This window comes from Desulfovibrio sp. ZJ369 (assembly GCF_011039085.1).
GTDB lineage: Bacteria > Desulfobacterota > Desulfovibrionia > Desulfovibrionales > Desulfovibrionaceae > Desulfovibrio.
On record NZ_JAAKEI010000015.1, the window covers coordinates 14,864 to 34,229 of the forward strand.

General features: G+C 59.3%; 15 protein-coding genes. 13 read left to right on the top strand and 2 right to left on the bottom strand.

Annotated elements, in window-relative coordinates; translation table 11 throughout:
- Positions 1–29 precede the first annotated feature (29 nt).
- The 10 genes from gyrB (at position 30) to G7Y51_RS06965 (ending at position 14,636) form a co-directional block, all read left to right on the top strand.
- Positions 30–2,438: a DNA topoisomerase (ATP-hydrolyzing) subunit B gene (gyrB, locus tag G7Y51_RS06920; RefSeq protein WP_165175888.1), complete on the top strand. Its 2,409-nt coding sequence runs from the start codon at positions 30–32 to the stop codon at positions 2,436–2,438.
- 110 nt (positions 2,439–2,548) lie between these two features.
- The gene (gene gyrA, locus G7Y51_RS06925; protein ID WP_241160162.1) at positions 2,549–5,116 is read left to right on the top strand and encodes a DNA gyrase subunit A; all 2,568 of its coding nucleotides are present in this window, start codon (positions 2,549–2,551) and stop codon (positions 5,114–5,116) included.
- A 17-nt stretch (positions 5,117–5,133) separates the two neighbouring features.
- The gene (locus tag G7Y51_RS06930; protein ID WP_241160163.1) at positions 5,134–6,051 is read left to right on the top strand and encodes a hypothetical protein; all 918 of its coding nucleotides are present in this window, start codon (positions 5,134–5,136) and stop codon (positions 6,049–6,051) included.
- Positions 6,052–6,082: 31 nt separating this feature from the next.
- Positions 6,083–7,489 (top strand): amidophosphoribosyltransferase, encoded by a 1,407-nt coding sequence (gene purF, locus G7Y51_RS06935; RefSeq protein ID WP_165175890.1) that lies wholly within the window; start codon positions 6,083–6,085, stop codon positions 7,487–7,489.
- Between the two features lie 142 nt (positions 7,490–7,631).
- Complete coding sequence (gene hisS, locus G7Y51_RS06940; protein WP_165175892.1) at positions 7,632–8,897, top strand: histidine--tRNA ligase; 1,266 nt, start codon at positions 7,632–7,634, stop codon at positions 8,895–8,897.
- Entirely contained in the window at positions 8,890–10,767 is a 1,878-nt protein-coding gene (gene aspS, locus G7Y51_RS06945; RefSeq protein ID WP_165175894.1) for an aspartate--tRNA ligase, read from the top strand. Before hisS ends, aspS begins: the two co-directional genes overlap by 8 nt.
- 15 nt (positions 10,768–10,782) lie before the next feature.
- Positions 10,783–11,301 carry a peptide deformylase gene (gene def, locus G7Y51_RS06950; RefSeq protein ID WP_165175896.1) on the top strand — a complete coding sequence of 173 codons (519 nt, stop codon included), beginning with the start codon at positions 10,783–10,785 and terminating at the stop codon, positions 11,299–11,301.
- A complete protein-coding gene (gene fmt / locus G7Y51_RS06955; RefSeq protein WP_165175898.1) occupies positions 11,274–12,266 on the top strand; it encodes a methionyl-tRNA formyltransferase in 993 nt (330 codons plus the stop codon). Before def ends, fmt begins: the two co-directional genes overlap by 28 nt.
- A gap of 130 nt (positions 12,267–12,396) precedes the next feature.
- The gene (locus G7Y51_RS06960; protein ID WP_165175900.1) at positions 12,397–13,227 is read left to right on the top strand and encodes a DUF116 domain-containing protein; all 831 of its coding nucleotides are present in this window, start codon (positions 12,397–12,399) and stop codon (positions 13,225–13,227) included.
- Positions 13,227–14,636 (top strand): transcription antitermination factor NusB, encoded by a 1,410-nt coding sequence (locus G7Y51_RS06965; RefSeq protein ID WP_165175902.1) that lies wholly within the window; start codon positions 13,227–13,229, stop codon positions 14,634–14,636. Before G7Y51_RS06960 ends, G7Y51_RS06965 begins: the two co-directional genes overlap by 1 nt.
- Before the next feature lie 170 nt (positions 14,637–14,806).
- Here G7Y51_RS06965 and G7Y51_RS06970 read toward each other — a convergent pair whose 3' ends face one another.
- Positions 14,807–15,727: a ParB/RepB/Spo0J family partition protein gene (locus tag G7Y51_RS06970; RefSeq protein WP_165175903.1), complete on the bottom strand. Its 921-nt coding sequence runs from the start codon at positions 15,725–15,727 to the stop codon at positions 14,807–14,809.
- Positions 15,728–16,179: 452 nt separating this feature from the next.
- Here G7Y51_RS06970 and G7Y51_RS06975 point away from each other — a divergent pair, with 452 nt between their 5' ends.
- The gene (locus tag G7Y51_RS06975) at positions 16,180–16,584 is read left to right on the top strand and encodes a hypothetical protein (RefSeq protein ID WP_165175905.1); all 405 of its coding nucleotides are present in this window, start codon (positions 16,180–16,182) and stop codon (positions 16,582–16,584) included.
- A gap of 173 nt (positions 16,585–16,757) precedes the next feature.
- Here G7Y51_RS06975 and G7Y51_RS06980 read toward each other — a convergent pair whose 3' ends face one another.
- Complete coding sequence (locus G7Y51_RS06980; RefSeq protein ID WP_165068899.1) at positions 16,758–17,546, bottom strand: ParA family protein; 789 nt, start codon at positions 17,544–17,546, stop codon at positions 16,758–16,760.
- A gap of 233 nt (positions 17,547–17,779) precedes the next feature.
- Here G7Y51_RS06980 and G7Y51_RS06985 point away from each other — a divergent pair, with 233 nt between their 5' ends.
- Both G7Y51_RS06985 and G7Y51_RS06990 read left to right on the top strand, forming a co-directional pair.
- Positions 17,780–18,286: a response regulator gene (locus G7Y51_RS06985; protein WP_346773694.1), complete on the top strand. Its 507-nt coding sequence runs from the start codon at positions 17,780–17,782 to the stop codon at positions 18,284–18,286.
- Between the two features lie 194 nt (positions 18,287–18,480).
- Positions 18,481–19,296: a thioredoxin domain-containing protein gene (locus G7Y51_RS06990; RefSeq protein ID WP_241160164.1), complete on the top strand. Its 816-nt coding sequence runs from the start codon at positions 18,481–18,483 to the stop codon at positions 19,294–19,296.
- Positions 19,297–19,366: the final 70 nt, after the last annotated feature.

A 19,366-nucleotide genomic window follows, 5' to 3' on the forward strand; every position in this document is an offset into this window, starting at 1 on the left:
GGCAACACTGATTGCAAAAGGAAAGATGAATGGTTCCCGAAACTTCCGGCAGCGGTAGCTATAACGCTTCTTCCATCACTATTCTGGAAGGGCTTTCGGCCGTGCGCAAGCGCCCGGCCATGTATATAGGCTCCACGGACAGCCGCGGCCTGCATCATCTGGTGTATGAGGTCGTCGACAATTCCATAGACGAGGCCATGGCCGGCTACTGTTCGCGGATTACCGTCATCCTGCATGCGGATAACAGCGTCACGGTTCGCGACGACGGCCGCGGCATTCCGGTGGACATTCATCCCAAGGAAGGCGTGCCCGCGGTGCAGGTGGTCATGACCAAACTGCATGCCGGCGGCAAGTTCGACAATTCCAGCTACAAGGTCTCCGGTGGGCTGCACGGCGTGGGCGTATCCTGCGTCAATGCGCTTTCCGAAGAATTGACCGTCACGGTGCGCCGCGACGGCAAGCGTTACCGTCAGCATTACGCGCGCGGCGTGCCGCTGGATCAACTGGTCGTGATCGGCGAGGATGTGGAAGGCCACGGCACAACAGTGCGTTTCAAGCCGGATGAGGAAATTTTCGAGGTTCTGGAATTTTCTTATGAGACGCTGAAAAAGCGTTTTGAAGAGCTGGCCTATCTGAACAAGGGCCTGAGCATCGAATGTGTGGACGAGCGCAGCGGCGAAACCCATATTTTTCACGCCGAAGGCGGCATTCGTCAATTTGTGACGGATCTTAATTCCGGCGAACAGGGCATTCACGGCATCATTTCCGGCGAAGGCGTGGTGGACAACGTCACTGTGGAATTCGCCCTGCAATACAATGCCGGCTACAAGGAAAATATTCTTACCTTTGCCAACAATATCCGCACCAAGGAAGGGGGCACCCATCTGGTGGGCTTTCGCACAGCCCTGACCAGGGCCATTAACGGCTACATCAAGGGCCAGCAGGATCTGACCAAAAAGCTCAAGGGCACCCAGCTTTCCGGCGATGACGTGCGCGAGGGCCTGACCTCGGTGATCAGCGTCAAATTGCCGCAGCCGCAGTTTGAGGGCCAGACCAAGACCAAACTCGGCAACAGCGAAGTGGCCGGGGTGGTGGCAGGCGTGATTTATGATCGCCTCACTGTTTTTTTTGAGGAAAATCCCAAGGATATCCGGCTGATTATCGATAAGGCCGTGGATGCGGCACGGGCCCGTGACGCGGCGCGACGCGCCAAGGAGCTGGTGCGGCGCAAAGGCGCGCTTTCGGACAATGCGCTGCCTGGCAAGCTGGCCGACTGCCAGAGCAAGGATCCCTGCGAATCCGAACTTTTCATTGTGGAGGGCGATTCGGCAGGCGGCTCGGCCAAGCAGGGGCGCAATCCCAAAAATCAGGCCATATTGCCTTTGCGCGGCAAAATTTTGAATACCGAGCGGACCCGCTTTGACAGAATGCTGGCCAACAAGGAAGTCAAGGCCCTGATCACGGCCATGGGCGCGGGCATCGGCCAGGACGACACGGATCTGGAAAAATTGCGTTACCACAAAATCATCATCATGACCGATGCCGATGTGGACGGCGCGCACATCCGCACCTTGTTGCTGACCTTCTTTTTCCGCCAGTATCAGGAAATGGTCAAACGGGGCTTTGTGTACATCGCGCAGCCGCCACTCTACCGCGTGCACAATGCGCGCATGGAAAAGTTCATCAAGGACGATCCCGAACTCAACGAGTTTCTGCTCAACAGGGTCAGCGAGGATGTGACCGTGGTGGCCCAGAACGGCAAAACCTTCACGGGCAGGGCTCTGATTGAGCTTATGGAACGTATTGAAAAACTTTCCGGCCGGGTGAACGACGCGGAAGGCAGCGGCACGCCGCGGGATCTTTTTCTGGCCCTGACCACCTACCCCGTGCGGGTGGAGGCAGGCATGCTGGAAGATCAGAACAGCGAATTTACGGCCTGGCTCAATGAGCACGGTTACCTTTTGACCCTGGAACATGAGCGCAGCGAGGAAGATGACGAGGATCGTCTTTTCGCAGTCTTTGAAAATACCGGCAGCCACCATACCCGGCGCGGCATGGAATTTTTTGCTTCCCGTCTCTATAAGCAGACCTGGCAGATGTTCCGGGACTTGCGCGACGAATGCGGCGGCCTGCGCTTCACCATGCAGCGCAAGGAAATTGAAATACCCGCGGGCGATGTCTTCAGCCTTATGCAGCTTGTGCTGGATGAAGCCCGCAAGGGCATTAACATCCAACGCTACAAGGGCTTGGGCGAAATGAATCCGGAACAACTCTGGGTGACCACCATGAACCCGGACAATCGCATTCTTCTCCAGGTTTCCGTGGAGGATGCCATTTCCGCCTCGGAGGCTTTTGAGGAATTGATGGGCGACAGGGTGGAGCCGCGCAGGGAGTTCATTGAGCGCAATGCCCTGGCCGTGCAGGATCTGGATATTTAGAGCAATTTCACTTTGAAATTGCTTTAGAGCGTTTTGCTCATAACAATCCGTGGCCGCGGAAGAAATTTCTCAAAGAATTTCTCTAATTTTTCCTCAGCAGCGAGGCAAACGTGTCAGAAGAACAGCCGCAAATCAACATCGAAAAAGAACTGCGCCAGTCCTATCTGGAATACTCCCTTTCGGTGATCATCGGGCGTGCCCTACCCGATGCGCGCGACGGGCTGAAACCCGTGCACCGGCGGATCATGTTCGCCCAGTATGAGCTGGGCAACAGTTATAACCGCCCGCATAAAAAATCCGCGCGCATTGTGGGCGACGTCATCGGCAAATATCATCCGCATGGCGATTCCGCGGTGTATGACGCGCTGGTGCGTCTGGCCCAGGATTTTTCCATGCGCGATCCCCTGGTGGATGGCCAGGGCAACTTTGGCTCCATTGACGGCGACTCGGCCGCGGCCATGCGCTATACGGAAGTGCGCATGTCGCGCCTGGCCGGGGAGTTTCTGGGCGATCTTGACAAGAATACCGTTGATTTCCGGCCCAATTACGACAATACCCTGCAAGAGCCCGCGGTGCTGCCCACCAAGGTGCCCAACCTGCTGCTCAACGGCTCTTCGGGCATTGCCGTGGGCATGGCCACCAATATTCCGCCGCACAATCTGGGCGAACTTTGCGACGCCCTGCAGCTTTTGCTGGACAATCCCCAGTGCAGCATCGACGACCTCATGGAGCATGTGCAGGGCCCGGATTTTCCCACCCGCGGCTTTGTCTACGCGGGCAAGGGTCTTTACGACGCCTATCACACCGGCCGGGGCACCGTGAAAGTGCGCGGCCGCCTGGAGGTGGAGGAGCGTAAAAAAGGCCTGCAAGCCATTGTGATCAAAGAAATTCCCTATGGATTGAACAAATCCTCCCTGGTGGAAAAAATCGCGGCTCTGGTCAATGAGCATCGGATCGACGGCATTGCGGATTTGCGCGACGAGTCGGACCGCAACGGCATCCGGATCGTCATTGATCTCAAGCGCGGGATGATTCCGGACATTGTGATCAATGCCCTGTACAAGTTCACACCCCTGGAAACCAGCTTCGGCATCAATATGCTGGCCGTGGTGGACAACCGGCCGCAATTGCTCAACTTGAAGACCGCCCTGACCTGCTTCACGGATCACCGGCGTGAAGTGGTCATCCGCCGCACGCGCTATGATCTGGAAAAGGCCGAAGCCAGGGCGCATATTCTGGAAGGCCTGCGCATTGCCATTGACAACATTGACGCCGTGGTGGCCCTGATCCGGGCTTCAGCCAATCCGGACGAGGCCCGCGCCGGTCTGATGGCAAAATTCTCGCTCTCCGAAGTGCAGGCCAGGGCCATTCTGGAAATGCGCCTGCAACGGCTGACCGGCTTGCAGCGTGAGGAATTGCTGGCCGAATACAAGGATCTTCTGCAGAAAATCGAATTTTTCAAATCCGTGCTGGACAATCCGGAAGTGCTGCGCAACGAAATGAAGCGCGAACTGCGCGAACTGCGCGAAACCTTTGCCACGCCCCGGCGCACGGAAGTGCTTGCCGAGGCTCTGACCGGCATCGACATTGAAGATCTGATCCCGGACGAGGAAGTGGTGATCACGCTTTCCCGGCGCGGCTACATGAAGCGCACCAATCTGGAGAATTACCAGCAGCAGAAGCGCGGGGGCAAGGGCATTGCGGCCCTGCATACCTCGGAAGACGATTATGTGCAGGAATTTCTGACCACCACCAATCATCAGTATCTGTGCCTGTTCACCAATAAGGGCCGCATGCATCAGCTCAAGGTCCATCAGGTGCCCGAGGGCAGCCGCACGGCCAAGGGCGTGCATATCAACAACCTTCTGCCCCTTGAGGAAGGCGAATGGGTGACCACGGTGCTGGCCTTGCGCGAGTTTGCCGAAGACAAATACTTTATGTTCGTGACCAGGCGGGGCATGGTCAAGCGTTCCTCGGCTTCGCTGTACGCTCGTTGCCGCAAAACCGGGCTGATGGCCGTTGGCTTGCGCGAGGATGACGAGCTTGTGCTGGTGCGCCCCATGCGGGAAGACAGCCATATCGCGCTGGTCACGGCCGACGGTTTTGCCATCCGCTTTCCGTGCGCCGACGTGCGGCCCATGGGCCGTGTGGCCACCGGGGTCAAGGGCATTGCCCTGCGCCGCCAGGACAGCGTGGTGGCCGGCGTGATTCTCAAAGACGTGGATCAGACCACAGAAATCATGTCCATTTCCGCCAAGGGCTACGGCAAGCGCACCAGAGTGGATCTCTACCGTTTGCAGTCGCGCGGGGGCAAGGGCATCATCAACTTCAAGGTCACATCCAAAACCGGGCCGGTGGTGGGCGCCATGCCCGTGCGCGACAATGACGGGCTGGTGCTTCTGACATCGACCAACAAGATTGTGCGCATCAGCGTGGACGAGGTGCGCAGCAAGGGCCGGGCCACCATGGGCGTCATGCTGGTGCGTCTGGATGAAGGCGCGCGCGTGGTGGGCTTTGACCGTGTGGATGAAGGCGGCCAGACGGGGCGCAGCCTGGAACTGGAAGTGGACAATGCCCTGAGTGAGAGCGCGGCGGCAGCATCCGCCGCCAGCATGCCCGTCCCGGACAGGGCGACTCCGGCGGAGAATGACGACCGGGATCGGGAAGATGAGGCGTAACGCAGGGGGTCTTTGAAATGTTCGGCATTTCAAAGATCCTGTTGTGCCGCAAGCCGCATATTCTGCCAGAATCCGCGCAGCCTTTGGGACTGGGTCCTTTGCGGGCGACACAACAACATTCCCGGAACAGGCGGCCCGCGGCCGCATGGCGGCTTGTCGCGCTTTGTTGCTCTCTGGTCCTGGCAGCTTTTGTCGGGGCGTGCAGTCAGGACTCCCTGATCAGCGACGATCTTGAAGCCGCACGCGCGGCCGTGGGCAAGCGGGACTGGCCCCTGGCCGAACGCCTGCTGGAGCGTTATCTGCGCGAAGAGCAGAAGCCGGACAAACGCTGGGAGGCCTGGCAACAACTGCTGACCGTCATCAACTTCTCAGGCGTGGAGCCCCGCGCAAGCCTGGAATATCTGGAAGCCATGCTGGAGGAGTTTGCGGACAACGACGCCCGGAACAAGGTCATTCTCAAGCGCATCGGCGAGCTTCATGAAAATCTGCGGCATTACGAACATGCCGCCGACGCCTGGAGCGCCTATATCGGGCTGGCCGGCCTGACTGCGCCGGAAACCGTGGAGGCGTACAGGCATCTGGCGGGCACGCAGTTCAGCCTGCGGCGCTTTGAAGCCGGGGAGGAAGCGTTGCAGCAATGCCTGGCGTTGCCGTTGCCGGATCATGACAAGATCATGTGCATGTATGATCTGGCGGATCAGAACATGGCCCGTGAGCGCTGGCAGGAAGTGGCGGATCTCTCCCAGCAGATCCTGGACAGCGAGCCGGATGTGAACGTGCGCGGGCTGGCCGGGTATCTGCTGGCCGATGCGCTGGAACAACTGGGGCAGAAAAAGGAGGCGCTCAAACAGTTTGAACTGGCGCGTGACGATTATCCCAATCCCGCGGTTATTGATAATCGCATTGCGCATTTGCGCAAAAAATTGAAACAATAGACCGCCGCGCGGCGGTTGAGGTTGAGCTGACATGATTCGGCATGAATGCGGTCTTTTCGGTATTTACGATCATGAGGATGCTGCCCGCCTGGCTTATTTCGGTCTCTACGCCCAGCAGCACAGGGGTCAGGAAAGCGCCGGCATCGTCACCCTGAATACGGACGGCGTGCACGAGCACAAGGGCATGGGTCTGGTGCCCGATGTTTTTTCGGAAAACATTTTGCGCGCGCTTCCCGGCCGGATCGCCGTGGGGCATGTGCGTTATTCCACCACCGGGCGATCCTCAAGCTGTAACGCTCAGCCTTTTCTGGCCCGCTACAAGGGCCGGGACATCGTGCTGGCCCACAACGGAAATCTGGTCAACGCCGCCGAGTTGCGCGCGGAGCTGGAAAACGAAGGGGCCATCTTTTCCACAGGCAACGATACGGAAATCTTCATACATCTTCTGGTGCGCTCCCTGCGCCGGAACAGCCTGCCCGAAGCCCTGCGCGAAGCCTGCTCCCGCGTGCGCGGGGCCTATTGCCTCCTTGTGCTGGCCGACTCGACCCTGATTGCCGTGCGCGATCCCTTTGGCTTTCATCCGCTGGCTCTGGGCCGTCTGGACGGCAGGCCGGTCTTCGCGTCCGAGACCTGCGCCTTTGATCTGCTGGAAGCCGAATACGAACGCTCGGTGGAACCCGGCGAAATGATCATTGTGGATGAAAAAGGCGAGCGCAGCGAGCAACTCCGCGGGCCGCTGCCGCAAAAACCGCGCCAGTGCATTTTTGAACTGGTCTATTTCGCCCGGCCCGATTCCTATGTCTTCAACGAGCAGGTCTATCTCTGCCGCAAGCAGATGGGCTGGCAACTGGCGCATGAATCCACGCCGGATGTGGATTTTGTGCTGCCTTTTCCGGATTCGGGCGTTTACTCGGCCGTGGGCTTTGCCCAATGCGCGGAGCTGCCTTACGAACATGCCATGATACGCAATCATTATGTGGGCCGCACCTTTATCCAACCGACGCAGAGCATGCGCAATTTCGGCGTGCGCGTGAAGATCAACCCGGTGCGGGCCATGATCCAGGGCAAGAAAATCTGTATTGTGGATGATTCCATTGTGCGCGGCACGACCATGATCACCCGGGTCAAAAAGCTGCGCGAACTGGGCGCCAAAGAAGTGCATATCCGCATTTCCTGCCCGCCGGTGAAATATCCCTGCCATTACGGCATTGATTTTTCCTCGCGCGGCGAGCTTATCGCGGCCCAGTGCAGCCTGCCGGAGATCGTCAGCCGCCTGGATGTGGATTCCCTGCATTATCTGAGCATTGACGGCTTGCTGCGTTCGGTCATGCATTCGGACAGTTATTGTCTGGCCTGCTTCACGGGTGAATACCCCGTGCCCTGCGGCGAGTGCGGCAAGTACCGCCTGGAGGGACAGCAGCCAAGCAATGTGGCGTGATGCCGCGCGGGGCAGGGAAGGTCTTTTCCGAGCGGGCTCCGGCTTCCCGCGCATTGCTTTCTTCCGGGCAACTTGACGCCCGCGCGCTTCCACGATAGAGGCCGACCCGGCTCCGGAACCGGTCGCGGCAGCAGAGGACAGTATGAGCAGCACAGGTTATACGCGCAGTAAAGGTTTTGCGGACATGTTTCCGCCGGAGAGCGACAATTTCACGCGCATGGAAAATTGCGCGCGGGAAATTTTCGGCCGTTACGGTTTTGTGGAATTGCGCACGCCGCTTGTGGAGTATACCGAGCTTTTCCAGCGCTCCATCGGCGCGGAAACCGATGTGGTGCAAAAGGAAATGTATACCTTTCCCGACCGCAAGGGGCGCTCCCTGACCCTGCGTCCCGAGGCCACGGCCGGGGTCATGCGGGCCTATATCGAAAGCGGCCTGCACGCCCGCGAGCCGGTAAGCCGCCTGTTCACCACCGGGCCCATGTTCCGCTATGAGCGGCCGCAGAAGGGCCGCATGCGCCAGTTTCATCAGATCAACTGCGAATGTCTGGGCACACAGAGCCCCCTGGCGGATGCCGAATTGATCGGCATGCTGATGTCTTTTCTGGGCGCTCTGGGGCTGAGGGAGCTGACCCTTAAACTGAATTCCCTGGGCTGTGCCGCGTGTCGCCCGCGCTTCACGCAGGCTTTGCTGGACTATCTGCGCAGCGTGGATCCGGCCGGGCTTTGCCCGGACTGCGCCCGCCGCGCGGAAAGCAATCCCTTGCGCGTGTTGGACTGCAAGCAGCCGGGCTGCCGTGCGCTCACCGACAATGCGCCCAAACTTCTGGAGTACATTTGCCCGGAGTGCAAAGCCCATTTTGAGACCGTGCTCGGCCTGCTGCGTGCCGAAGATCTGCCCCTGGAGCTGGATCACCGTCTGGTGCGCGGCCTTGATTACTATTGCCGAACCACCTTTGAGGTGGTAAGCGGGAACATCGGCGCGCAGTCGGCCGTGGCCGGCGGCGGCCGTTATGATGGCCTTGTCAAAAGTCTGGGCGGGCCGGATGTGCCCGGCGTGGGCTTTGCCTGCGGCATGGAGCGGCTGGCGTTGCTTCTGGGCGGGGCCCCGGCCCGTGGTTTGGATTTTTATGTGCTGGCCCTGGATGAAAGCGGGCAGGCGCAGGCTTTTGCCCTGGCGCGGAAGTTGCGGGCGCAGGGCCTGGCCGGGGAAATGAATTTCAGTACGGCGGGCTTTAAAAGCCGGATGCGTCAGGCCGGCAAGTCCGGCGCGCGTTTTTGCCTGATCATCGGGCCGGATGAAGCGGCGCAAGGCGCGGTGACAGTGAAAAATCTGAACAACGGCGAGCAGACGGGCATGCCGCAGGCCGACGCCATCCATTATCTTGTCAACGGGAAGAGCAATGACTGAACAAACGCAGGATGTACAGCAGGAACACCGGAAATTCATTGAAGATCTGGGCGGCTGGCAGCGCAGCCACAATTGCGGGGAGCTGACCCTGGCCGAAAACGGCGCGGAGGTCTGCCTGATGGGCTGGGTGCAGTACCGGCGCGACCACGGGGGCTTGATTTTTGTGGATTTGCGCGACCGCGAGGGCCTGACCCAGGTGGTCTTCAGCCCGGATATTGCGCCCGCGGCGCATGAAAACGCGCACATCCTGCGTTCCGAGTATGTGCTGGCGGTCAGGGGCAAGGTGCGCCCCAGGCCTGAGGGCATGGTCAATGCAAATATGGTCACCGGGGCCATTGAAGTGGTGGCCCATGAGTGGAAGCTCCTGAATACCTCCAAAACGCCGCCCTTTGCCATTGAAGACCGCTGCGAAGCCGGTGAAAATCTGCGTCTGGCCTGGCGTTATCTGGATTTGCGCCGCCCCCGCATGCAGGCTAATCTGCGTCTGCGTCACAAGGTCACCCAGAGCGTGCGCCGTTATCTGGATGAGGGCGGTTTTGTGGAAGTGGAAACCCCGGTGCTCACCAAATCCACGCCCGAGGGCGCGCGCGACTTTCTGGTGCCCAGCCGTCTGAATCCCGGCGAGTTTTACGCCCTGCCCCAGTCTCCCCAGCTTTTCAAGCAACTGCTGATGGTGGCCGGCCTGGATCGCTATTTTCAGGTGGTGCGCTGCTTCCGCGACGAAGACCTGCGCGCGGATCGCCAGCCTGAATTCACGCAGATTGATTTGGAAATGAGCTTTGCCGACGAAAACCAGGTCATGAGCATAGCCGAAGGCCTGATGGCCCGCGTGTTCAGGGAGGTCATGGATCGGGATCTTCCGCTGCCCTTCCCGCGCATGTCCTGGGACGAAGCCATGCGGCGTTATGGTGTGGACAAGCCGGATACCCGCTTTGGCCTTGAACTTGTGGATATTACGGACATTGTGCGCAACTCCGGCTTCAAGCTTTTTGCCACGGCCCGGCTTGTCAAGGCCATGAAGGTGCCGGGCGGCGAATCCCTGACCCGCAAGGAAATCGACGCCTTCACCGAATTTGTGAAAATTTACGGCGCGCAGGGGCTGGCCTGGATCAAGATTAAACCCGCGGAATGGCAATCGCCCATTGCCAAGTTTTTGTCCGAGGCCGAGCGCAACGGCATTGCGCAAGCCCTGGATCTGACAGCAGGCGATATTGTCTTTTTCCAGGCCGGGGAGCCGGAAATGGTCAATGCGGCCCTGGGCAATCTGCGCGTGCATCTGGCCGAACACCTTGACCTGATTCCCAAAAACAGCTTCAATTTTCTCTGGGTCACGGACTTTCCGCTCTATGAGTATGATCAGGAAGAAAAGCGCTATGTGGCCTGCCATCACCCCTTTACCGCACCCGCGCCGGGTCATCTGGAATTGATGCGCAGCGATCCTTCCCGGGCCAAAGCCCGGGCCTACGATATGGTGCTCAACGGCAGCGAGGTGGGCGGCGGTTCCATTCGCATCCATTCCGGCGAAACGCAACGGCGCATGTTTGAAGCCCTGGGCTTTACGCCGGAACAGGCCGAAAGTCAGTTCGGCTTTTTGCTTCAGGCCCTGGAACAGGGCGCGCCGCCGCACGGCGGCCTTGCCTTTGGTTTGGATCGTTTGGTCATGCTCTTGGCGGGAGCCTCCAGCATCCGCGATGTGATAGCTTTTCCCAAAACGCAGAAAGCCACCTGCCTGCTGACCGAAGCGCCCGCGCCCGTGGCGGCCAGGCAATTGCGCGAACTGGGGCTGCGTCTGCGCGAGCAGCCCGCCAGGGAGCCAGAAGCCGGCAGCGGGGCCAAAGCCCGGCCCGGCAGCGATCCAGTGCAGGCGTAGCGCAAGGAAGGGCGCATGATTCTTGATATTGTCACCTATCCTGATCCCCGTCTGCAACAGAAGTGCGAACCTGTTGCGGAGATAAGCGACGAGATCCGCCGCCTGGCCGCCGATATGCTGGAAACCATGTACGCCGCGCCAGGGGTTGGTCTGGCCGCGCCCCAGGTCGGGCGCAACATGCGTCTGCTGGTTATGGATCCTGCGGCCCAGGATGCCGAAAAACGCCCCCGCGTCCTGATCAATCCCGAACTGACCCTCAGCGGCGAGGATCTGCTCAGTGAGCAGGAGGGCTGCCTTTCCGTGCCGCTGAATTACCGTGCCGACGTGCTGCGCAAAAGTCGTGTTCTTCTTCGGGCAAGGGATCTGGACGGCAAGCTCATTGAGGAGGAGCTGACGGGTTTTCCGGCCATTGTGATCCAGCATGAGGCGGATCATCTGGACGGGATATTGTTCATTGACCGCATCAGCCGCTTGCGGCGCACCATGTATGACAGCAAGGTAAAGAAATGGCTCAGGCGCAAAAAAGTCGCATAGTCTTCATGGGCACGCCGGATTTTGCGGCGGCCATTCTGGACAGGCTTGCGCACTGGCCGCGCGGGGAGATCCTTGCCGTCTACACGCAGCCGGATCGGCCGGCCGGGCGGGGTCACAAACTCAGGCCCGCGCCGGTCAAACTGCTGGCGCAAAAGCTCGGCTTTCCCGTTTTGCAGCCGCAAAGCCTCACGCGCCCGGAGGCTCAGGCAGAGCTGGCGGCCTTTGCGCCCGACCTGCTGGTGGTGGCGGCCTATGGCCTGATCCTGCCGGATCCGGTGCTTGCCGTGCCGCGGCTTGCCCCGATCAATGTGCACGCCTCGCTCTTGCCGCGCTATCGCGGGGCTGCTCCCATACCGCGCGCCATACTGGAAAATTGGCAGGATAACGCGCGGACCGGGGTTTCGATCATGCGCATCGTCAGCCGTCTGGACGCCGGGCCGGTCTATGCCGAGGCCGCCATACCCATTGGCGAGCACACGGCCGGCAGCCTGCACGACGCTCTGGCCGACCTGGGGGCGCAGGCCCTGCTCGGCGTTCTGGACAGGATCGTGTCCGGCACGGCACGAGCCAAAGAGCAGGATGAATCATTGGCCAGCTATGCGCCCAAGATCGGCAAACAGGACGGCGCCATTGTCTGGGATCGGCCGGCAGCGGCGGTTCATGCGCAGATCCGCGCGGTTACGCCCTGGCCGGGCGCGCGGGCGCGTTTCGCCTTTCCGGGCCGGGAAGAGCCTGTTGTGCTGCTTTTGTCGCCCGGAACCGTGGGTAAGCCTCTGAGCGGAGAAGCGCCGGGCCTGATGCGCCGCGGCCCTGACGGCCTGAGCGTGGCCTGCGCGGATCGCTGGTATCGCCTGTCTTCGGTCCGACCGCAAGGGCGCAAGGATATGCCGGCACTGGATTTTGTGAACGGTTTTTTGCGCGGGCTCCCCGAAGGAATTTGCGCTTCGGCTCTGCCGGTTGATTAGAGCGGTTGCCGTTTTCAACAGCAAACCGCTCTAAGGGCGTTTGTCTGACGGATTGCAGCGGGCGTTGTGCGCCCTTTTTTTCTATTTAGCGCCATGCTCTCATCTCACCCGGAATTTGCTGCGAGGCCGTATGTTGTTGCGCAAATCTCCCCATTCCCTGCCGCCCGACCAGTACGGCGGCGCGCGCAAGCGGCTTTTCATCGGTCTGATGCTGGCCTCCTGCGTTTTGCTCTGCCTGGCGCTCTGCTTTTTTCTGATCCTTCCCTGGTCCTCGTTTGGCGCAGGCATGAGCTGGTTGCCGCTGATCAGCATGGGCGTGGGCATTGGCGGCATTGTTGTTCTGACCTGGATGTGCCTGACCCTGGTTTTTCATATCTATACCGGGCTGCGGCTGCCGGGCGTGCGCGGCGTGCGGCATGTGACCATTCGTTTGTTTTTCCCCCTTATGGAATTGCTGGCCAGGGCCCTGGGTCTGGATCGCAGAACGGTGCGCCGCTCCTTTGTGAAGGTCAATAATGAGCTTGTTCTGGCGGATCGCAAGCCTGTCGCGCCCCGGGATCTGCTTTTGCTCCTGCCGCATTGCGTGCAGCGCAGCGCCTGCCCCCGGCGTTTGACGCACAATGTGGAGTTGTGCGAGCGCTGCGGCCGTTGCCCGGTAGGCGCCTTGCTCGATCTGCGCGATACCTTGGGCATCCGGCTGGCCATTGCCAGCGGCGGAACCATAGCCCGGCGCATTGTGGTTGAAATCAAGCCCCGCTGCATTGTGGCCGTTGCCTGTGAGCGCGATCTGGCCTCCGGCATTCAGGACAGTTATCCTCTGCCGGTTTTCGGCGTGCTTAACGAACGGCCCTGCGGCCCCTGTCTGGACACGCTTGTGCCCCTGGAGCATCTGAAGGCCATGCTCCGGCTCTTTTTGCAGCGGCCGGAGGAAAAACCTTTGCCGCCAGCAGGGCCCCGCTGATGCCCGCCGCAGCGTCCCGCCAACCGCATCCGACGGCATCCGGTCAGACCCGCGCCGTGCTGCGCGCCTTGGAAAAACTGCCTGCGTCGGGCCGCGTCTCCGCCCTGGCGGCGATCATGCTGGTCGAGGCCGGGCGCACCGCGCAAGAGGCCCTTGCCGAGGTTCTGCGTGCCGGGCCGGACAGCAGGGAACTTGCCGCGCAGGATCGGCATCTTTGCGCTGAACTGGTTTACGGTTGTTTGCGCGCGGAACTTCGCCTGACGCATATTCTGGCCAGGGTTTTGCCAAACCCGCAGCGGCTTCCCCGGCCTTTGCTGCTTCTTCTCCATCAGGCAGTGTATGCCCTGCTTTTTCAGGAGCGCGTGCCGGATCACGCGGCAGTGCACAGCGCCGTGGAGCTTGCGCATCGCCTTTTCGGGCGGAAGCTGTCCGGAGTCGCCAACGGCGCATTGCGCTCAGTGCAGCGTTTGGGCAGGGACGTGCTCCTGCCGGAATTTTACGCAAGCAAAGGCAAAGGCAGCGCGCGGACCCACTGGGAAGCGCTCTGTCGCTATTACAGCCTGCCTGTATGGCTTGCAGACATCTGGCTGTCCGCCTATGGCCGCGAGGCTGCTCTGGCCTTGATGCGCCGCTCCTTTGAACGCCCGCGGAGCGCGGTTCGCGTCAATGCCCGGCATATTTCGGCCCTGGCCCTGCGCGCTGCTTTGCTGGCCTGTGAGGGCAGCGCCGCGGCAGGGGAGTGGGGCGTGGCTTTTGCGCCCGGGGCAGTGCCTCAAGCCGCGCTGGGCCAAAGCATGGCGCTTTGGCAGGAGCAGGGCGCTCTGTCCTTTCAGTCGGCCGGTTCTCAGGTAGTGCTGCATGAACTGGGCCTGACCCGCTGGCAAGGCCCGGTGTGGGATGCCTGCGCGGGCTATGGGGGAAAAAGCGCGGCCTTGCTTGAGCGCGGCGTTACGGTGGCCCTAAGTTCCGATTGTGCTTTTGCGCGCTTGCGGCATTTGCCTGAGCTCTGCCGTCGCTTGCGCCTGCCCGTGCCGGGCGTGTGCCTGGCTGATGCGGAAAAACCGCCACTGGCCCGCTGGCCCGGCCCGATTCTTGTGGATGCGCCGTGCAGCGGCCTGGGCGTGCTGGCCCGCCGCCCTGACATCAGACGCGGGGATCGGCGGGGACCGCAACAGCTTGCGCAACTTGCGGATTTGCAGCTTCGTCTGCTTCACGCGCTTGCTTCCCGTCTTGTGCCGGGTCAGGAACTGGCCTATCTCACCTGCACCCTTAACCCGCAGGAAAATGAGCAGGTTGTTGAGCGCCTGCTTGGCATGCGGCCTGAACTCCGGGCAGTGCGGCAGTGGCAGACCCCTCATGAGCATCCTTGGCTTGAGGGCATGTATGGGGCGCTTCTGGTCCGAATTTGAGATGGATCTGCCCCCGGCACATGCCCGTCGCCCAACTTCAGGCGGCGGCTGAAGCCACGCCGGGCCAGGCGCAGTTGCCCCCGCAGCGCGCTTTCTCTGTTGCCGTCCCTGTAAGTCTGGCAGCCGTGGCTGTCATTGCTTCCGCATGTGTGCGGGCCTTCCCGCGGCGGCTAGGCCTCGGGCAAACCTACGCCAAGCCGCTCAAGCAATGTTTGCAGCTCATCATGACTGGCGTACGACAGATTGATCCGCCCTGTATGCTCATCCCCGCTTATGGTGGCCTTGCAGGCAAGCTTTTGACTGAGATTTTTTTGCAGGTTGAGCAGTTGCGGCGTTTTTTTGCGGCCGCTTCCGGCTTTGGGGCGCGCCGCCGTCTTTTCACTTTCCGCCTGCTCTTGCCAGGGCAGAGTATGGGCGCTGCGCCAGTGAGCCACGGCTTCTTCCGCCTGGCGCACGGTCAGGCTGTGGCTGAGAATGCGTTGACGCAAGGCATCAGCCGCTTCGGCCATATCAATGCCCAGAAGGCAGCGGGCATGCCCCGCGCTGATCCGTCCCGCCTGAAGATCCTCTCTGGCGGCCGGGCTCAGTTGCAGCAATCGCAAGCTGTTGGCCACGGCCGGACGGCTTTTGCCAAGACGGGCGGCCACTTCTTCCTGCGTCAGTCCCAGGGTCTCTCGCAAACTTTGCAAGGCCAAGGCTTCTTCAATGGGATTTAAATCCTCGCGCTGCAGATTTTCAATCAGCGCAGCGGCCATGACTTCTTTATCGCTCAGAGCGCGCACGAACACCGGCACCTGTGCAAGCCCGGCAAGCCGGGCGGCTCGCCAACGGCGTTCGCCGGCCACGATTTGATAGCTGCCGCCGTCGCCCTGAGGACGCACCAGCAGGGGTTGGATGATCCCCTGCGCCTTAATGGAGTCGGCCAGCTCCTGTAAGGCTTCGGCGTCAAAATGCTGCCGGGGCTGGCTCGGATTGGGATGCAGGGCCGCAACCGGCAGCAGGCTTATCTCGCCGCCTTGCTGGCGCTGTGAGCCGGAACCGCTGAACAGGGCATCCAGACCTCGACCCAATCCTTTCTGTATATTGCTCATGCTTCCTCCTTAGAGCATTTTGCTTTTGAAATTATTCAATTTCAAAAGCGGCGCTGCCGTCATTTCGCCTGAAAAGCGTGGTTTTCAGGCTCATTCGGCGCGGGCGTTCGCTCCCGCGGTCGCCAGAGCGGTTGCTGTTTTCAACAGCAAACCGCTCTAATGACCGGTCTTGACAAGCGGCCTGCATGCGCGGCACCCTGTGCCGTGCAGTCTTGCGGCACGGGCGTGCGTTACTTTCGCATCCGGGCGCTTCGCATCCTGTTGCGGCCGAACTGCTTTTGCTGTGTCAGCGTTTTTGTTCCACGGCTCGGAGTTTTTCTGGTCCACTCTCTGTTTCACCAGACCGTCCACGCACGACGCAGCTTGAGCCGACGCCTGCTTTTTACGCAGTTCTGGAACCTGAGATGATCACCAGCCGGATCTCATTTCATGCATCACCTTAAGGATGGACCATGTCAGACGCAATGCAAATTTTCTATCTTCGGGATGCCGACGGGCATCTGCAGGCCGTGCAACTTTCCGCAACGCTCTGGAAAAAAGTGGAGCATGCCGTACAGCCTTTTCTGCAAGATGCAGACATTTCACAACCAGAGGCCGCGCCGCCGGAGCCGCTGGAAAGTTTTGCCGAGTTTTTGCAATTCTGGGATTTTGCCTATCCCTACAGTCCGGCTGTTTCCTGCCCGCATTGCGGCCAGTCTGTCAAAGATTGGCGCACTGCGCCGGATCATCCCTTTGTGCTGGTCAACGCCAACCTGGGGGGACTCCTGGTTTTTCATTGTAAAAACTGTCAGACAACCATTCGACAAAAACATTTTCGCGATCATGTGGCTTTGGAGCACAATACGCCTCATTACTAAAGCATTTTTTGATTGAAAATATTCATTTTCAATCACTTCACTGCCATCATTTCGCGTCCAGAACGCGGTCTGGACGCTCATTCGGCGCGGGCGCCAGCTAACGCTGTCGCCAGAGCAGTTAGCTAATTTCATTAGCAAACAGCTCTAAACCGGAACGCGCAGGTTCGATTGCTTTATGGCAATACCGTATTTTTTTTTGAAGGACGCCGCAAGACGACTTCTTTGGCCAGTCCCAGGTAGGCTTCCGCTCCTTTGGATTTGATATCATAATGGATGATGGATTTACCGTGGCTGGGAGCTTCCGAAAGGCGGACATTACGAGGGATCACGGTCTCAAAGAGATGATCCGGGAAACAGCGACGGACTTCATTTTTCACTTCACGGGTGAGCCTGTTACGGATGTCGTACATGGTCAGCACCACGCCGAGCAGCGACAACTCCGGGTTGAGCCGTTTTTTGACCTGCTCGTATGTTTGAAGAAGTTTTACAATGCCTTCGAGCGCAAAAAATTCACATTGCAGCGGTATCAGGAGTTCTTTTGAGGCGCAAAGCGCGTTGAGCGTCAACAGACCCAATGAGGGAGGGCAATCCAAAATTATGTATTCGTAGTCTGCGGCGATTCGTTTCAGACATTCATCCAGGTAGAACTCTCGCGCCATTTTGTCCACCAGCTCCAGTTCCACCGCCACCAGATTGGTGCTGGCCGGCAAAATATCCAGAAAAGGAGTGCGGGTTTTTGCGATGCTTTGCCGGATAGAGTCCGGCGAGTAGATGGCGCTGTACAAATCACCCTGCAAGTCTTCCAGGCTCAGGCCGATGCCGCTGGTGCTGTTGGCTTGCGGATCGCAGTCCACCAGCAGCACTTTTTTTTCCATAACAGCCAGTGCCGCGGAAAGGTTGATGGCTGTGGTGGTTTTGCCCACGCCGCCTTTTTGGTTGGCGATGGAGATGATGCGCGCCATTGATTACCTCCCTGTCCTCGCTCCGGCATGCTTTTGGTTCTGTCTTGCCATTTGCTTTTGAGTGAACTTGGGCCGCGCTTTTTTTGAAAGTTTCACATGAAACAGTCTTTACCAAGAAGCGGCAGCGTAGCGTTCATGCTGTTTGTAAAAGAGGGATCCAGGGGCGTCAAGGCGAAATTCTGCCATTGAACGGAACTTTTTATGGAGCTGCGGCTCATGCCCCATGAACCTGCGTGAAAGGCTGCTTGCCTGAAAGCAGCGAACTGGGTATGCATAGCAAGGCATGGAATGCGCACGCTTTTCTTGCCATGAAAAATGATGTGTTTGTCGCAGGAGGGCCTATGTGCCTGACACGAATTCTTTTGGTGGATGATGAAGAAGATGTTACGCGCATTTTATCCAAGCGCCTCAGCCGCCGGGGATATACATGCACCACGACTTCCAACGGATATGAGGCTCTTGAGGCTATGGCGCATGAGCCTTTTCCCATCGTGGTCATGGACGTGAAAATGCCCGGGCTTGACGGCATGGGCGCATTGCTGCAAATAGCCGAACGCTGGCCCGGCACGCAAGTTATCCTGCTTTCCGGTCATGCCGATATGCAGCTTGCTGTGCAGGCCATGAGCCAGGGCGCATTCGGGTATTTAATGAAACCAGTGGATTTTGAAGAGCTTCTCTTTAAGATTGAGGACGCTGCGGCGCAAAGCCGCTTAGAGCGTTTCAAAAGCAATATGCTCTAGAGCATTTTCTCTTTGAAAATGCTCTGCTGACGCGAAAGCGGCAGCCGCCGCAACGCGGCGTACATTCAGGCGAAAACCGCGTTTTTCGCCTGAATGCCACCTTTGACTTTCATAAAAAGTCAAAGGTAATCTGCTCTAGAGTCCAAGGGCAGCACGACGCGCCCGTGGTTGTAAACAAAATGAGGTACAGCGGAATGAAAGGCAAAAAGATTTCTTTTCCCCTGATGGTAACCCTGATGCTGAGCTTGGGAGCCGGGAGTTTTTTGTTCGGGTGGCAAGCTACGGCCAACGCTCAGGTAACGGAAGACAACTTTCCGCAAGTACTGGAAAAAGTATTGCGGGAGCATCCTGATATTGTCATGGATGTCTTGCGGCGGAACAGTGAAGCCGTACTGGACATCGCGCAGCAAGGCTCCAATCTGCGGCGGCAGCACAATCTTGAGGCGCAATGGCGTGAAGATATGAAAACGCCCAAGAGCGTGCATCTGAAGGGCAGGCCAGTGCTGGGCTCGCCCGACGCCAGGGTGCGGATTGTGGCCTTTTCCGATTTTACCTGCCATTTCTGCCGGCAGGCCTCGCATACAGTGGACGCCCTGCTCAAGGAATACGGCAAAAACGTCAGTCTGGTCTTTAAAAATCTGCCTCTGGATGAAAAGGGGCCGGGCGGCCAGGCCGGGGCATATTTTGTGGCTATTGCGCAGCAAGACGAAGAGAAAGCCTGGAAATTTTATAAAGCCATGTTCGCTGACCGGGACCGTCTCGTCAGTGAGGGCGAGGATTTTTTGAAAAAGACCGCCCAGGGTCTGGGCGTGGACATGAAGCGTCTTTCGCGGGACGTTCGCGGCAAAAAAGTCAGCGAAATTCTGGCTGAGGATCAGCAGGACGCGCAAAAACTGGGCGTGGAAGGGACGCCGTACTTTTTGGTCAACAATCTGGTTGTGCGCGGGGCGCTGCCGCTGGATCTGTTCAAAGGCGCCGTGGACATGGCCGCCAAACAGGCCAAAAAGTAAGATGCGGATCCGCATTGCGCGGCGGGCCGACCCTCCGGGCAGTCCTAGAGCAGATTACCTTTGACTTTTT

What these genes read in the sequence shown, in the direction of transcription:
- gyrB (WP_165175888.1), top strand. Translation starts at nt 30, where the DNA reads ATGGTTCCCGAAACTTCCGGCAGCGGTAGCTATAACGCTTCTTCCATC.
- G7Y51_RS06930 (WP_241160163.1), top strand. Translation starts at nt 5,134, where the DNA reads ATGTTCGGCATTTCAAAGATCCTGTTGTGCCGCAAGCCGCATATTCTG.
- purF (WP_165175890.1), top strand. Translation starts at nt 6,083, where the DNA reads ATGATTCGGCATGAATGCGGTCTTTTCGGTATTTACGATCATGAGGAT.
- hisS (WP_165175892.1), top strand. Translation starts at nt 7,632, where the DNA reads ATGAGCAGCACAGGTTATACGCGCAGTAAAGGTTTTGCGGACATGTTT.
- aspS (WP_165175894.1), top strand. Translation starts at nt 8,890, where the DNA reads ATGACTGAACAAACGCAGGATGTACAGCAGGAACACCGGAAATTCATT.
- def (WP_165175896.1), top strand. Translation starts at nt 10,783, where the DNA reads ATGATTCTTGATATTGTCACCTATCCTGATCCCCGTCTGCAACAGAAG.
- fmt (WP_165175898.1), top strand. Translation starts at nt 11,274, where the DNA reads ATGGCTCAGGCGCAAAAAAGTCGCATAGTCTTCATGGGCACGCCGGAT.
- G7Y51_RS06960 (WP_165175900.1), top strand. Translation starts at nt 12,397, where the DNA reads ATGTTGTTGCGCAAATCTCCCCATTCCCTGCCGCCCGACCAGTACGGC.
- G7Y51_RS06965 (WP_165175902.1), top strand. Translation starts at nt 13,227, where the DNA reads ATGCCCGCCGCAGCGTCCCGCCAACCGCATCCGACGGCATCCGGTCAG.
- G7Y51_RS06970 (WP_165175903.1), bottom strand. Translation starts at nt 15,727, where the DNA reads ATGAGCAATATACAGAAAGGATTGGGTCGAGGTCTGGATGCCCTGTTC.
- G7Y51_RS06975 (WP_165175905.1), top strand. Translation starts at nt 16,180, where the DNA reads ATGTCAGACGCAATGCAAATTTTCTATCTTCGGGATGCCGACGGGCAT.
- G7Y51_RS06980 (WP_165068899.1), bottom strand. Translation starts at nt 17,546, where the DNA reads ATGGCGCGCATCATCTCCATCGCCAACCAAAAAGGCGGCGTGGGCAAA.
- G7Y51_RS06990 (WP_241160164.1), top strand. Translation starts at nt 18,481, where the DNA reads ATGAAAGGCAAAAAGATTTCTTTTCCCCTGATGGTAACCCTGATGCTG.